Annotated in this window: 14 protein-coding genes and 1 pseudogene; 8 read left to right on the top strand and 7 right to left on the bottom strand. The window is 51.6% G+C overall.

The features are described from left to right. Positions 1-108 precede the first annotated feature (108 nt). From HMPREF2981_RS05800 to HMPREF2981_RS05815, 4 genes are all read left to right on the top strand, one after another. Positions 109-999 carry a biotin synthase gene (locus HMPREF2981_RS05800; RefSeq protein WP_070661589.1) on the top strand — a complete coding sequence of 297 codons (891 nt, stop codon included), beginning with the start codon at positions 109-111 and terminating at the stop codon, positions 997-999. A 252-nt stretch (positions 1,000-1,251) separates the two neighbouring features. Then, on the top strand, positions 1,252-2,988 hold the full coding sequence (locus HMPREF2981_RS05805; protein WP_070661592.1) for a cation:proton antiporter: 1,737 nt from the start codon (positions 1,252-1,254) through the stop codon (positions 2,986-2,988). Positions 2,989-3,160: 172 nt separating this feature from the next. Next, positions 3,161-3,592: a hypothetical protein gene (locus tag HMPREF2981_RS05810; RefSeq protein ID WP_048751395.1), complete on the top strand. Its 432-nt coding sequence runs from the start codon at positions 3,161-3,163 to the stop codon at positions 3,590-3,592. 9 nt (positions 3,593-3,601) lie between these two features. Then, positions 3,602-3,970, top strand: a complete 369-nt coding sequence (locus HMPREF2981_RS05815) for a hypothetical protein (protein WP_070661597.1) — start codon at positions 3,602-3,604, stop codon at positions 3,968-3,970. Between the two features lie 346 nt (positions 3,971-4,316). On the opposite strand, the pseudogene HMPREF2981_RS05820 reads toward HMPREF2981_RS05815, so the two are convergent. Then, positions 4,317-5,087: pseudogene (locus HMPREF2981_RS05820) on the bottom strand (LLM class flavin-dependent oxidoreductase); the annotation flags it as partial. Between the two features lie 96 nt (positions 5,088-5,183). Between HMPREF2981_RS05820 and HMPREF2981_RS05825 the strand changes: the two are divergent. Both HMPREF2981_RS05825 and HMPREF2981_RS05830 read left to right on the top strand, forming a co-directional pair. Then, entirely contained in the window at positions 5,184-5,981 is a 798-nt protein-coding gene (locus HMPREF2981_RS05825; RefSeq protein WP_070661599.1) for a type IV toxin-antitoxin system AbiEi family antitoxin domain-containing protein, read from the top strand. A 29-nt stretch (positions 5,982-6,010) separates the two neighbouring features. Next, a complete protein-coding gene (locus tag HMPREF2981_RS05830; protein ID WP_048755412.1) occupies positions 6,011-6,898 on the top strand; it encodes a nucleotidyl transferase AbiEii/AbiGii toxin family protein in 888 nt (295 codons plus the stop codon). 170 nt (positions 6,899-7,068) lie between these two features. Here HMPREF2981_RS05830 and HMPREF2981_RS05835 read toward each other — a convergent pair whose 3' ends face one another. From HMPREF2981_RS05835 to HMPREF2981_RS05860, 6 genes are all read right to left on the bottom strand, one after another. After that, on the bottom strand, positions 7,069-7,497 hold the full coding sequence (locus tag HMPREF2981_RS05835; protein ID WP_048755411.1) for a hypothetical protein: 429 nt from the start codon (positions 7,495-7,497) through the stop codon (positions 7,069-7,071). A 70-nt stretch (positions 7,498-7,567) separates the two neighbouring features. Beyond that, on the bottom strand, positions 7,568-8,335 hold the full coding sequence (locus HMPREF2981_RS05840) for an HAD family hydrolase (protein WP_048755410.1): 768 nt from the start codon (positions 8,333-8,335) through the stop codon (positions 7,568-7,570). A 104-nt stretch (positions 8,336-8,439) separates the two neighbouring features. Further along, positions 8,440-9,303: a PTS system mannose/fructose/sorbose family transporter subunit IID gene (locus HMPREF2981_RS05845; protein ID WP_070449377.1), complete on the bottom strand. Its 864-nt coding sequence runs from the start codon at positions 9,301-9,303 to the stop codon at positions 8,440-8,442. A 9-nt stretch (positions 9,304-9,312) separates the two neighbouring features. After that, complete coding sequence (locus tag HMPREF2981_RS05850) at positions 9,313-10,185, bottom strand: PTS mannose/fructose/sorbose transporter subunit IIC (protein WP_070449374.1); 873 nt, start codon at positions 10,183-10,185, stop codon at positions 9,313-9,315. After that, positions 10,182-11,171, bottom strand: coding sequence for a mannose/fructose/sorbose PTS transporter subunit IIA (locus tag HMPREF2981_RS05855; protein ID WP_070661605.1), 990 nt, complete (start codon positions 11,169-11,171; stop codon positions 10,182-10,184). The genes HMPREF2981_RS05850 and HMPREF2981_RS05855 overlap by 4 nt, the downstream gene beginning before the upstream one ends. A 443-nt stretch (positions 11,172-11,614) precedes the next feature. Continuing rightward, entirely contained in the window at positions 11,615-12,466 is an 852-nt protein-coding gene (locus HMPREF2981_RS05860; protein WP_070661608.1) for a PRD domain-containing protein, read from the bottom strand. A 250-nt stretch (positions 12,467-12,716) separates the two neighbouring features. Between HMPREF2981_RS05860 and HMPREF2981_RS05865 the strand changes: the two genes are divergently transcribed. After that, positions 12,717-13,490, top strand: coding sequence for a hypothetical protein (locus HMPREF2981_RS05865; protein ID WP_070661611.1), 774 nt, complete (start codon positions 12,717-12,719; stop codon positions 13,488-13,490). A gap of 263 nt (positions 13,491-13,753) precedes the next feature. Next, entirely contained in the window at positions 13,754-15,145 is a 1,392-nt protein-coding gene (locus HMPREF2981_RS05870) for a hypothetical protein (RefSeq protein ID WP_070661614.1), read from the top strand. The last annotated feature ends 9 nt before the right edge of the window (positions 15,146-15,154 follow it).

Consider the following 15,154-nt stretch of genomic DNA (forward strand, 5'->3'; position numbering starts at 1 on the left):
TTCTCGTAAAGAGTATGAAGAAGTAATTGTATTTATGTAGAAAACTATAGAAATTGCTAGTGGCATAACTGTAAAAATTGAGGCTTACGTAGGTGTTTAATAAATGGTATGAGTAACGCATATTCCGAACTTGTGGCACGCATTAGCGGGGGAGAGGGATTGACCCGCGATGAAGCGCAGTCGCTTCTCAGCACTGAAGACGGTCAAGATTTTGCGCTTATTGAAGCAGCATCTGCACTTCGCCGCCAAGAATTTCGCAATGTAATAGCAATTCATACTGAAGATGAGGAATTAGCTGAAGCATTAGGTACACGTTCAATTTCTATTGATTCTTATGAAATTTTAGATATAAGCCAAGATATTGATTCTCATGAACTCGCTGACCGGATGGTGGCTTTAGGAGCTGGGAAATCTACCGGCATTACCGTAAAACTACCTCAGCAGGCGGTTCCGATGACGCTGATGCGCATCCTCTCCGTCTTGCGGCTTGCGGCCCCCGATAAGGTTATTCACCTTCCCGAAGGCTACGAAGAGTCGCTGCGTTCGCTGGCATCTCTGGCTATGCATATTGTGAGTGCTATTACCATTACCGATGATATTGAGCGTTGGCCGCTCGTGAATGAAACCCTCAAAGCACTGCGTCACGGCGGGATTGTGATCGCCGGTTCGGGCAGTCGTGATGCGCTCGCCGGGTACCTAGCGTATCTTTCGGAGCTCGGCGTTGATTTGATGGGTCACCGTGAGGCACGCGGCTCAGCCTGCGGTTCCGTTGATGGCGGCGGATGCTGTGGCGGACACGAAAGCGAGCCTGCCGCATCCTCGGGAGGATGCGGCTGTGGGTCGGGCGGCTGCGAATCCGATTCCGTCTCGACAGAACAGCACGCGCATTCCGAAGGCGGATGCTGTGGTGGGCATGATTCCGCTCAGCCGGTTGAAACTCCGAAACCCGCCGCTTCTGGTGGGTGCGGATGCGGTTCCGGCGGCTGTGGGACGGCATAGCATCTAGCTTCCCTCACGGAACATAATTGCCCCTTCACCAAGATCGCAGAGGTTGATTTTGGTGAAGGGGTTCCCTGTCTTTGCGGGGTAAAAGCGATATATTCCAAAATTGGAATAGTATTACCTTACGGTTATTCGTCTTGTAGGTGAACATTACCCCAACTCTCCTGCGAGAAGGGCTGTTACCTGTGACTCTCCGGTAAAGTTGAGTATGAGTGTATCTAAAAATACAAGGGGTTGATACGAGAGACAATGCTCTACTTATCCGTTATAGTTCTGATTCTACTTGCAACAGTCATTATGGTGAGCGTTGGCGATCGCCTTAATCTTCCCTGGCCCGTGATGATGACCATCCTGGGTGTTGGAGCGCTGCTGCTACCTCCCGATCGACCTCATATTGAAATCGACAGCGATATTATTCTGCCGATCTTCCTGCCACCGCTGCTGTGGGCTATCGGTGTAAAGTTCTCCTGGGGTACACTCCGGCGCCGCTGGAAATCCGTTCTCCTCTATTCGGTGCTGCTCACCACGGCATCTGCGCTTGTCGTTGCCGGTGTTGCCCTGTGGTGGGTTCCCGGAATGACGGTCGCTGTCGCTCTGGCGCTCGGTGCCGCGGTTTCACCCCCTGACCCCGTTGCTGTTGAGGCCGTTGCCGAGCCTGTCGGTATTCCACGACGTTTGATTGGCACGCTTCAGACTGAGGGTAGTTTCAACGATGCTATATCGATTGTGCTCTTTCATGCTGCTATTCATTCGATGGAGGAACACCACGCCATTGAACCACTCGAAGTTATGAGGGACTTCGCTTTAGGGTCGGTTCTGGCGGTTATTATCGGTTTTGCGTTTGGCTGGATCGGTGGTTATGTGCGTCTGCGCGCCCACGATGTGGTGACGAGAAATGCCGTAACTCTTGTAATTCCCTTCGCTGCCTATCTGGTGGCAGAAAATATTCACGCATCCGGCGTTATTGCCGTGGTGATCGCCGCAATTCAATTCACTAGCACTAAGTATTTGGTGGCCTTAGAAGCTGAGGATCGTCTAACGACCTCATCTTTCTGGCAGATTATTGAATTGCTCATGACCGGTATTGCTTTTGGGCTGATCGGCCTGCAGGCGAGCGAAATTATCTATAAAGCCAACTCAGAGCGTATTGCCGGTCTCTTCGTCGATGGTGCCGTTATTGCTGTGGTCGCGATGATAATTCGTCTTGTGTGGTTCACAGTCATCTGGCTGGTTGGTAAGGCTGCCCGCCCGGTGCATGAAGGTGCTCCCGAATCCTTCGCCGAGGTTATCGTGATGACCTGGTCGGGGATGCGCGGCCTAGTGACCCTGATTCTTGCGCTCTCTATTCCCATGATCGACGGTATGGAACAGGTGCGTGAAGACGCTATCGTGATGATGATTTCGATTCTGTTCTTTACCCTTGTGGTGCCCGGGCTGACCCTGCCGTTTGTGGTGAGGATTCTGAAGGTGCAGGTGAACCATGAGGAAGATACGGCCGTTCCCGAACTGCTCAAACTGGCTCAGAATGCGGCTTTGGAAGCCCTGCAGGAAGAAGCAGAAGCAACGGTTGATCCAGAGACCTACGCTCGCGTGAAGGATATGTACACCGCTATTACTCGCCGCGACGAGATTATCGAGAGCCTGCCTGAGGAATATAAGCCCCATATCGAAAAGCTCAAGGATAAGCGAAGCGACTATATTCGTCTGCGTGATGCGGCGCTGATGGCGGCACAGCGTGCAGTGATTTCAGCTCAGGATCGTTACGATTCCCACGATGTTTCCCGAGTAATTCGTAAGTTGGATATTCTGGTTCAGGCTGAGAATGTGCGCACGAATAATAACTTTATTCTGCCTTCGTTGCCTGCCGTAGCTCTTGAAAGGTATAACATGCTCCGCAGTCATCTGGGAACTTCGACTATTCCCATCGTGAAGGACGCCCCTTCTTCGCCATATGTTTCTAATGCCATATTTGATGAACAACGTTAAGCTATGATTTTCACACCGTGAACCTGGGAAAATTAAGGAAATTCACGGTATGAAATGCTTTGAGACCTCATATCATCTAAAATTGGATTAAGAGGAATTTTACGCCGTTCAAACGCATAATGTATACGAATATTTTATGCGTTTCTTTATAATTGAAAAGCTGTGAAAACCCATGAATTCTAAAAAACTTTCGCCCGCCTATCTCACCTCCCTACTTCTTATCGTGGTCGGTGCCTTGCTGATTAGCCTCTCACAGACATGGCTGCTGTGGCTCGGATGGATTCTAGTTCTTGCCGCGCTGGGATTGAATGTTCTTGCACACATGGTCACTATTTCCAAGGCTCAAGGAGAGCCTACGCCCGCTTTGGTGACAAGCTTAAGTGAGATGGAAAATAACCTTGTGGGCGCTATGCGCGATAAAAATACGGAGCGTCATGACAGTCCTGAGGGTGATGACGGGGCTTATGATGGTGAAGAAGAAAACTCCGCATCGGATGAAGCCGCACAGTCTTCGACCCGCGAGTCTGACGCCGGTAAGCTTGGAGTTCTTCCCTCAAAACCCAACGGTTCACGAGGCTCTCACCCACGCTCAAACGTTCGCTAAAGGTCTGCTATGAACACAAAATTCCTTCTCTCACCCGCATATCTATGCTCGGCGGCACTGCTGATAGTAGGTGCTGTGCTCAGTGGAGGAAGGTTTATGCTGATCGGCTGGATTTTCTTTATCGTCGGTCTTTTTCTGAACGCTTTGGTATTAGTTGTCTTGGTTAACCGCGATCAACTGACTCATCTTGGCGCTCAGCTCAAACGTCCCGATGAATCAGAACTAGAGATCGGCGAACCAGTGGTGCAGCGTCTTGATGAAGAAGTTGCTGAACCGGCTGTGGATATGGATGCAGAACCTCTGCCGGAGGATCTTCCTGATGCTCCAGAGGTTGCTCAGAACATAGTAAAAGATGCTGCTTCTGTAAAAAGAACATAAGGCCCTCAGAAAATAAGCGTGGCGTACATTCGCCCTCACGGAAAACCTGATAGCAAGGGGAGATTCGATGCACTGTTGTACCGAATCTCCCCTACATCTTTCTATATCAATAATGGAATATTGCCATGTCAAAAGGTATATATTCCAAAATAAGAATATAACGGTAGGCGGATTTTGATAGTCCGCCCACCTCTATATCTAACCGCACGCGAGATAATCGTTACCCGTCGTGAGCATCCCGAAGAAGCTGCTCAAACGGGGTGACTGTAAGGCGACGCGGATCATCGCCCGAACCGGCATCGACTACTGCGGTACCCTTGGCAATACCATAGAATGCACCGCTGAATTACGCAGCCCGCTGGGCTTGCTGAGCACGCGTACCGCCGAGAATGGGCGCTTCACCGCGTTCCTTACAGTCAATCAGCGAGGTGTGGGTGGGCGCCTCCGGCACGTGGGTGGGTTTTAGAGCTGCAAACTCCCTGCGCAGTACTGGCACAGCCTCTTCACCCAACAGATCGAGCTGTTCCAGCACGGTCTTTAATTCCAGACCCGTATGGTCGATCAGGAATATCTGACGCTGGTAATCGCCCGCATAATTGCGGAAACTCAAGGTCTTCTCAATAACCTCCTGCGGCGAACCCACGGTCAGCGGGGTCTGCTCCATGAAGTCCTCCATCGACGGACCGCTGCCGTAGACCGGGGCGTTATCAAAGAAGGGGCGGAACTCGCGGCGCGCATCCTGTGAATTCTTGCGCATAAAGATCTGCCCACTCAGACCTACGATAGCCTGATCGGCACTGCCGTGACTGTAATATTCGTAGCGTTCGCGGTACAGCTCAATCATGCGCTGCGTGTGTTCCTTAGGCCAGAAGATGTTGTTGTGGAAGAAGCCGTCGCCGTAGTATGCCGCCTGCTCCGCAATTTTGGGAGTACGGATGCTGCCGTGCCATACGAACGGGGCAACACCGTTGAGCGGGCGCGGGGTTGAGGTAAATCCGTTGAGCGGCGTGCGGAAGCGCCCCGACCTGTTCACACGCTCTTCGCGCCAGAGCTTATGCAACAGAGCATAGTTCTCGATAGCGAGGTTTACGCCCTCGCGAATATCCTTGCCGAACCAGGTTCTTGTGAGGCAGTCGTGAGTATAAGACCTTCTAAAATGAGTTTGTAATCTCAAATATTACTGTTTTTGTTTCATATATGAAATAATCTCAGTATGGGATGGCTAGACGTAGAAGTTCTTGCGGGCGAACAGTATGGGCTCATAACCTCGGCACAGGTGGATGTGCGCGGGGTAAGCCGTGCGACTCTGCATCGTAAAGTGCGTCAAGGGTATGTACAGCAGGTGCGGCGAGGTGTGTACGTTTTGTCCTCTGCTCGCTGGGATATCCATCGCGATCTTCGCGCGGCGTGGCTTTCGCTGGACCCCAAAAAGAGTGCGGGGGAGAGACTGTGGGATTCTCCCCAATTTATTGTTGCTTCTGCCTCTGCGGCCGAAGTATATGGGGTAGGCGACTTCTATACACAGCAGTACGAGTTTTATTCACGGGAGCGTAAGCAGATCTCTTTCGAGGATATTCGTCTGTCGCGTCGCCAAGATATGTCTGCTGAAGCCACTATTGTTGAAGGTCTTCCCTTGGTTCCTCCAACCCGACTGATCTGTGATTTCTTGCGGGAAGGCCGCGACCTTGAGAAGGTTTCACTCGTTCTGCAGGAACTTATTCAGAAAGAGTATGAGGTTCACTGGTCTGATGTTGTGGATGCAGTGCACAAGTACTCTTACAGGGTTTACTCGGCGTCCGCACCTTGGATTATGGGTGAGCTTCTCAAAACCAGGATTGAAACACGTGTTTCTGCGCATCCGGCTTTGGATTCATACCTAGAATCTGGCGAAAAAATTATGCCGGTTGAGGGTCGTGGGCATATTGGTAATCCCGATATCATCTATCCCTCAGATCGAGTTGAAATATCCCGGAAAATTTATAAAAACACGACCATGAAAGAAGAATCTTGACACGAACATACCTTCAGGCACGCACCTCAGTGAAAGATGGTAAAGGAAGATATTCTGATATTGCACCCGCTCGACGGGACGCGGAATTTAACCGTGCCATTGTATTAGCACGTATATTTGGGGCATCACCACACGGTTGGGTTCTCAAAGGGGGTAATGCGCTTTTATGGCGAGATACGAAAGCCCGTGCTACTAGGGATATTGACCTTTTCAGTACACAATCAACTATCCAGGATGCTCACAAAGCATTACAGGATATTCTTATCCGAAACCCCGCACATATACCGCCTGATGATGTTGTGATGAGGCTACGAGAAAAAGGTAATATCGTCATGCCGGGTGATAAAGCAGGGCGAAAACTTCAAGTTTCCATACTTTCGAAAGCATCAGGAGCTCCGGTATGCTCTCCGATTGATATTGACCTTGTTGTGGGAGATATAACGACAGCCCCTTATGAATCCTATCCAGGAAATGATTTAGCAGAAGTCTTTGATGTTCCTGAAATGCCTAATATTAGCCTATATCCACTGGTAGATCATATTGCAGATAAAGTAACTGCAACTATGCAGGTATATCCAGGGGTAGGACATTGCGGTTCTCGGAGCACACGTATTAAAGATCTTATTGATATTCCAGTACTTGCGCAGCAGTCTCTTGGGATACGTGCGGCAGATCTGTACAAAGCACTGGAAGCTAAAAGGCTAGAAAATAACCTTGACCCATATTGTCAGGGGTTAATTTTCCCTGAGAACTGGAATGATCAGGAATACAGGAAACTTATCGCAAAATCAGTAGATGAACCCCAAATGTTCCCAGAGTCGTATTCTCAAGCTCAAAATTTTGCCCAAAATTTCTTGGATCAGGTGATGAAGGGAGAACTTAAAGAAGAAGTCTGGAATGGGGAAGCATGGGTTTAGGTTAGGTACGTTGCTGCATTTATTACATATATGTAATAAATGCAGCAACGTACTCGGCAGGGGTGATCAAAACACCCCTGGGTGTACTACTCAGCAGGCAGAATCGCTGCAAAAGGCTCTTTCGTCCATATGAAAGAGCCTTTCTTTCGCGGGAAAACGGGGGCAGCGGATTAAAGCCGGGATGAGGCGTAGTCAGCGTACTCCTGCACACGCTTGCGCGCATCCTTGGTCAGCGCCTTATTCTCCTTCAGGATGCGCCCGGCATTCTCCGCCATAAACTCTAAATACTGCTTATCGCGGGTTTTACGCCAAGCCGTGCGCGCCGCATCCAGTTGCGTAAAATCGCGGGAAATCTGCCGCTGCATGGTGTACCGCACCCACATGAGCACCAGCACCACTCCCAGCGGGATCAGGCACAACCAACTATTCCACAGGGCATAAATACCTATAGCCAACGCGGCGAGCGCCAGTTGAATCGGGGCAATAGAAACAATATCGCTGGAACGCTCGCGCTGGTTCTTCACCAAAGACTCACGGGCGGCCTGCCGAAAAGCATCGCCAAAACTCTCGGGATTGCGCTCTTTATTTGTTGAAGACATTCGCCATCTACCCCGCTTTAACAATCTATAGACGTTGTTTTCGCAAAAAGTTTCACGTGAAACGTAGAATCTACGCACCCAACGAAGAGTCAATAAACTCCCACGCATGATCCACCGAAACCTCGGTTCGCGCCTTCACATCATCCGGGGAATAGCTGAACGACGCCGCATGATCCGCCCACTCATGCATGGGTACATCGTTCCAGGAATCCCCAATCGTGTAGGTTTCATACTCAACCGGTTTCAGATACTCCACAAGCCACGCCAGCCCGGTCGCCTTCGTGCACCGCGGGGGCACAATATCCAGAAAATCCTGATTCTTGTGACAATCCACTGAATCACCGAACTCCTCAAGAATCCAGCGGTAGGTGCGCTCGCGAGCATCGTCTTCAGGAATCCACAGGGGCACGCCCACATAATCTTGGGTATCAATCTCGGACTCTGCCAGCGGCAGGAACTCGGGCAGAATATTAGTCGAAGACCCCACATTATCCGCCAGACGATAGTCATGGGTTAAAGTCGTGGCAAAAAGAGCGACCCCCGGTTCTTCTTTGAACCGTTCATAGCAGGCGCGCACCACTGACACCGGCAGAGTTTGCGCGTGCAGGATGTTGTACTCGGCATCGGTCACAACCGCGCCGGTGTACAACACGTTGTAATCGAAGGTTACGCCGGTTTTATCGAGGGCAAGTTTCGTGGCGAAAATACTTTTCCCCGTCGCACACACCGCAAGATTCCCGGCCTGCTGCCAGCGGTGAATAGCCTGTACATTCGCGGGGTCGATGGTCCGGTCAAAAAGCAGAGTTCCATCCAAGTCGAATGCCATCAGTTTTTTCATGGGATTCCTCAGGTCTGTGCGGTGGCTAAAAATCACGGGATGCGCGCCCGGTACCAGTCTACCGGAGCGCGCATCCCGCAGGGTGGCTAAACAGTCACTAGGGCTTACGAGGGAAGTGACAGGAATCCGAGGTAGGAACCTGCAATACCCACGGCAAAGAGACCGAAAATAATCCAAATGGCGTTAACCCTCTTGCGCAGAAGCCACATGCACAGGAAACACAGGGCCAGTGCGGCGAGCCCGGGCAGCAGCTGATCCATCATCGACTGCACGGTGACCTCAACGTTCTTACCGTTTTGTTCGTATTCCGTGAGCTTGAGCGGAATGTTGATGGTCGTCCATCGGTATACGAGCGACCCCATCACGAACAGGCCCATCACCGAGGCGCCCTGCGTAATCTTCTGCAGGGTGTTGCCGCCCGCTTCGCCCACGATTTGGGTACCTTTTTCGTACCCATATTTGAAGCCGTACCAGCGGGTAGCCCACCGAATCGCGGTCATGCCAAAGAAGAAAATCAGCGGTCCCAGAATATTGCCCGCAATAGCGAAGGATGCACCTACCGCCGCCAGCACGATGCGCGCGGTACCCCAGTAAATCGGGTCGCCCACGCCTGCGAGCGGTCCCATCAGACCAACCTTCACGTTGGTAATGGCGGCATCATCAATACCTTCTTTACCGGCTGCCTTTTCGCGCTCCATAGCGGCAGTCACACCCATAATGGAGGACGCGACCCAGGGTTGGGTGTTGAAGAACTCCAGGTGACGGGTGAGTGCTTCTGCCTGATCTTCCTTCTTGGTGTAGAAACGTTTAATCGCGGGTATCATCGACACCGCAAAACCAATGGCCTGCATACGCTCGAAGTTGAAGGAGCCGAGCAGGAAGGTGGAGCGGATGTACGTATCAATCTTGTCGCGCTTGGTGAGGTCGGGAACCTCTGCGGTTACTTTTTCTTGAGTTTTCTCAGTCATGATTCGCTCCTACTCAAGCTCGTTGTCGAGGTCGTCGGCTGGGCGTGCGGCTGCTGGTGCCGCCTCACTCTTATGGAAGATTGGATTCAGCTGGGTGTACAGCAGTCCCAGGCACGCCCCGACAATACCGATCGCGACTAGGTTCAGCTGCGCGGGATCTGCCAGGGTTGCGGCGAGGTTGCCGATAGCATCATGGTTGCCGCCGCTGAGCGTGATTTCCTGGGACGCCGGAATAGCGGCTGCCGCGATGAATCCGAGGAAGAAGAACGGCATGAGGGCGCGGGACTTCATCATGTTAATGACCATGGCGAAACCGACAACCGTAATCATGCCGCCAGCGATACGCAGGCCGTTCGTCACTTCAGCAGGAATAGCCTGCAGCCAGTTCTGCAGGGTTTCGGAGTTAATAAGGGCAACCACGGCGGTTGGGACAGCCACGCGCAAACCTTGCAGAACCATGCCGCTGATATGCATGAGCTCAATACCCCGGAAATTCGCCGTTTGGGCGAACCGGTCGGCTTGATGCTGGAAGAAGACGGTAATAGTTCGCACGAAAATGGTGAGCACCTGCCCGGCTGCTGCAATCGGAATAGCAACGGCGATGCCCTGCGCTTTATCAAGGTGACCGTGAATAACGACGACCGTTGCGATACATGATGCGAGCGCCGCATCGGGTGCCATCGCCGCGCCGACATTCATCCACCCGAGGGCAATGAGTTCGAGCATACCGCCCAAGATAATGCCAGTGGTAGGGTCGCCGAGGGCGAAACCCATGAGGGTACATGCCACTAGGGGACGGTGGAACTGGCGTTCGTCCACCACGGATGCGACACCCGCAATGAACGCCACCACAATGACGAGAATAAATGCGAGGGGACTCATGAGGCGAGACCTTTCTCTTTCAAAATTTTTGCCAGATCGACGGGGTTGTGGTTGGGAAGCTGCTGTACGTACAGCTTGACGCCGCGTTTGAGAAGTTCACGGTATGCGTCGAGGTCTTCTTCGCTCGCGTAGACAGCCTCAGAAAGCTGCGTCATACCGGTTTTGTAGGTTACGCCGCCAACATTGACCTCTGGAATTTCGACGCCTTCGTCTATCAGACGCACCACATCGACCGGGGATTCGAGTACAAACATGGTTTTCATGCCGGTGTACTTGGGGTTGTTGTACACGCGCCCCGCTTTAGCAATATCGAGCACATTGGTTTTGACTCCGGCGGGCGCCACCTGCAGCAGCAGGGTCTTGCGGAGCTTATCGTGGGCGGCTGCATCCGATGCGGCAATAAAGGTTTGCGGTGCCACGTAAGGAACCCAGGTGCCCGCGACCTGCCCGTGAATAAGGCGGGAGTCGATGCGCGTAAAAATAGCATCCATATGCCCGCCTTCAACCTGTTGTTCTGCGGGTATTTCCGGTGCCGCCGGTGTTTCGGCGGGTTTTGCCTCTTGAGAAGGATTTTCTTCCTGTACCGGTTGGTTGGCTTCTTGGAAGGAGCGAATACCCTTCACACCCGCCTTATGGGCTTTGGCGACCAGGCTCTTGAGGGTTGCATTTTTGCGACCGGCGCCGCTGATAACTTCGATGAGCATTGGCACGTTGACGCCTGCGACAACATCAATATTTTCGTGTTCTGCCGCGAATCGAGCGCCCGCATTGTAGGGACTGCCGCCGAAGAGGTCGACGAGAATAAGGGTTTCTTCGGATCCTGTTTCCGCAACGATGCGCGTGTACTCTTCGATCAAATCTTCCGGACCCTGCCCGGGAAGAAATGTCACCGGATACACGTTATCGAGGTTTCCGAGGATCATGCTGGCGGTCTTTAAGAGCGCGGGTGCTGATTCCCCGTGTGCCGCCACGATGATAGTGACCATGATGGTCCTCTCGTTACTACAGAATGTGTGTTGTTTCCGTATTTAAGGGTCTAAGCCCTTTGAGAATATCACGGTCGGTAACGGTTTTAAATATGGAGAAAAATATAGGGAAAAATGCTTCTACATGAGAACCGCTCGGCACATAAATATAGTATATGTGACCTAAACTATGTCGTTCTTAAGGACATGGTCTAGAGGGTGGAGAGCGTGAAAGGTTATCAGTCGGACAGGGGGTAAAGAGCTGTTATTTGCTGTATTTTGATGAACTAATAGCGTATATTCTTATATTCCAATATGGGAATATATTGAGTTTTGGAAGGGCTTGTCAGGGGGTAAGGTACATTTTGACTAAAAATGCTTGTGATCGTGAATAAAACATTAAAAATTCTGCGTTATTTACGATCAAGAGAATTTTTATTGTACGGAGGTGATGAGTTTAAATTTTAAGAACCCCACATCTCTTGGGCGAGGCGGTCAATATGAATCGTCAAATATGTGAGCTCATCCTGGCGTAACGGCTGATTGAGCTGCATCTCTAATAGGAGAAGAACCTTTTGTGCGCATGCGAAGGCTTGGGGCGCATCCGCCCGAAGCGCCGCCAAAACACCGGGCTGAGTAATATGCTGTTGTTTATTGTTCTCTCGATCGGCACGTACGAAGAGATAACGCAGATGGGTGATAAACCGCGCCGCCGACATGGAATTTGTGTCTATCGGCTTACCATACGTTGCTCCGATAACATCAAAAACCTGCGCAAAAACCTCAGTCATGCGGAAGGCTCGCGACATATCGGCCGTCGCAAACTGGGCATTGACGAGATGTAACGCCAAAGGAATAGCTTCCTGCGGATCTAGGGTGAGATGCAAACGCTCATGTACCAGATCAAGTGCCCGGCGCCCGAACTCAACTTCACGCGGATACAGCAGCGTTACCTCTGGTGCGAGAGGATAATCAACCTGCAGTCCTTCGCGAGCGCGCGCAACAGCATAGTGCAGGTGGTCTGCGAAAGGAATGATGAAGGAGTTCGCGATTTTAATATCGGGGGTATTGCGAACCTTCGTTTCAAGTTCGGAGGCAATAGCAAGAATCTCCGGGGGAATCTCGGAGAGCGACCAACTGAGCCGTTCGGCGGAAATATCGTGCTCGGGAATGAACGTCTGCTCGACCTTACTCGGATCGACCAGATCACCCTTGCGTTTACCAAAGGCAAGTCCGCGCCCAATAACTACTGCCTCTTGCCCGTAGGAATCACGGGTGAGGGCGACATTATTGTTATAGATGCGGCTGATGCGCATGCAACCCTCCTTCCGTGTGGGCGGTATCGAATGCTTTCTCAAGATTTTACAGCCCCCTCGTGCTATTTACCGTGAGAAAGCGAATCTATGCGCTCTAGACTTATCGCCTTTTACCTCGATAAACATAAAATACGATGCAGTCCTTCTAAAATATGAAGGGTATATTCTGCATTTTATGGAGAGATGCCGATAGAATGAATAAGTCGGTGCTATAAACACCGTGCAATAATCACTGTTGAAAGAGACTTCTATGTATAACCCTCGTCGTCTAGCGATGCCGCTTTCCGCCGCTCTTGTTGCGGTGCTCGCACTGAGCGCCTGCTCCTCCTCGGTGAGCAGTGTGGCATCTTCGTCTTCCGCCGCCAGCTCGTCGAGCGGCAGCGCGTCTGCTTCGGAAACCGCATCGCCCAGCACCTCAGCTTCCAGCAGCACCAGCGCCTCGGCTTCGGCAAGTTCGAGCGCTACCTCAAAAGCCCTGACCGATGATAATAAGGCCGGTAAGCCGCGGCCGACATCATCGTATAGTTCTGTTTCCAGCGGTGCTACCATCCATGAGGATGGCTCCTGGGACTACACCAGTAGTTTGGGAACGATGCATGTCCAAAAAGATGGTACTTGGACTTGGGAAAGCAATAATGGTGATAAGGCTAATCTGAATGCTGACGGCACCTGGGAAAAATATGAAGCGGCCCGAGATGAACGCGTTCACGTAAACCCCGATGGCAGCTGGATTCGAGTACGCGAGAGCGGTGATACGGATCTGATTAAAGGGGCCCAGGGCATGGAGGTTAAAGCCGATGGGTCGTGGCGCAGTGTGGACTCGCACTCTACCCTCTACGGAACTGCCGACGGCAAGGTCTACCAAGAGAAACCAGGCCAAGAGAAGCGTGAGGTTGGGAAGGAACTTACTCCTTCCGTAGTTCCAGTTCCACCTACCCTGTATGCTCCTGGCGGTGTAGGCGGCAACAGCGTTGTTCCTCTCAAACCGCGTACCCCGCTTAAAGCAGGGGAGAAGGCTCAGTAACCTCGAACCTCTCTCGGTAGTACGGTGGCGCATCCAGATTTTACGGCTGGATGCGTCACCCTTTTTGTGTCTAAAACACCCTTCTATCTGGAGCTTTGCTGGAAGAAATATGGGAACGTACTCTATATTCGCTGAGTGTTGGAAGAAAACGTGGGGTGTTAGCGGCATCGGGTCTGTCCAAGAACCGTAGACTGAAACTAAAGGTATTTTTAAACACCGCATCAAAGCACCGCATAGACTACATAGCCGTAAGGAAACTTCCGATGAAGAATGATAATCACACTCGCGTATTTGGTCCCCTATCTGCCGGATGTATTCTCATGCTGGCACTCAGTGCTTGCTCGACCTCTGTACAAGGAATCGGTTCGGAAGATTCTACTCATGGCGGTTCCGGCGCATCCTCTTCAGCTTCTGCAACGTCGCATGAGAAACAGATCGTGGGGCTTACTGACGATAATAAGGCCGGTACATCGCGCCCGCGCTCTGATCAGAAGCCTTTGGATTCAACAAAGAATGTAAAGCTCAAGGACGATGGTTCATGGACTGTCGAAGAAGACAATAATGGACGCACGGAATCGGTTTCGGTTAACGCCGATGGCACATTCCAGGTGAAGAATAAAAATCCGGAAGATTCTACGGAAGAATTTACCCTCAACGCTGATGGGTCCTGGGAGAAAATCGAAAAAGATTCTTCCAGCGAACAAAAAACTCACGTTAATGCTGACGGCACGTGGACCATCGAGAAAAAATATGGGAGTGAGGGTTCCCCAGAAAAAGTTGAGATGCGTTCCGACGGCAGCTGGGAATCTACCGAAAGGACGAACGCGGTTATAACGGGAAAACCCGACGGTACGGCAATCAAAAAGAACACGAAGTTGGGGGAGGAAAAACCTCTTACCCCGCTAGAGTGGAAGATGGTCACGACCCCGAAAGACCATGATGAAGGCTCGATCGCCGATACCTCTAGCCTTGATAAGATCGTCCCTGAAAACGGTGTTATTCCGCTCAAGCCTCGTAAGTCTCTGCCCTTGGGAATGCCTGTTAAAGAGGCTGTTCCTGGAACCGATGAGTATAAGCATGCTACCGCCGAACTTGAAGGCATACTCCTGACAGATGAGAACAAAGCGGGCAAGCCCCGTCCACGTTCAGAGAGGAAAATCGATGATGATGCTATCGTCAGCCCGAATGGGGCATGGACTTGGCAGAGTAAAGGTTCAGCCATACGTGTTTCTGAAGACGGTACGTGGGATCAGAAGGACTCCGCAGAAACTGGCCGTGAAGGAAGTTCGCAGTTGTTCGCGGATGGTTCTTGGGAATCTAAAATGAAAATGGGCGATGGAGAAAACTTTGTTCATGTGAACCCCGACGGCAGTTGGACTTCAAAGGATTCCTTCCGAACGGTAGAGGTGAAAGCGGACGGGACGTGGCGCACCCAAACTGAATACGACACCAAGTACAGTACCTCAGACGGTAAAGTCTTTCGGAAGAGTTCGGGTCGGAAGACCGAGCTCCCTTCGGGAGAACATGAAGTAAGCCATATTCAAGTTCCCCATGAACCGCGCCTCTCCTATTTAGAGGACGGCCCCGGCGGGGGAGGGGTCATTCCGCTGACCCCGCGTAAGCCTCTTCAACCTGGTCAGCAAGCCGTGTCTTAAGGAAACTTC

Origin of the sequence: Rothia sp. HMSC069C01 (assembly GCF_001814655.1) — a bacterium.
Classification (GTDB): Bacteria; Actinomycetota; Actinomycetes; order Actinomycetales; family Micrococcaceae; genus Rothia; species Rothia dentocariosa.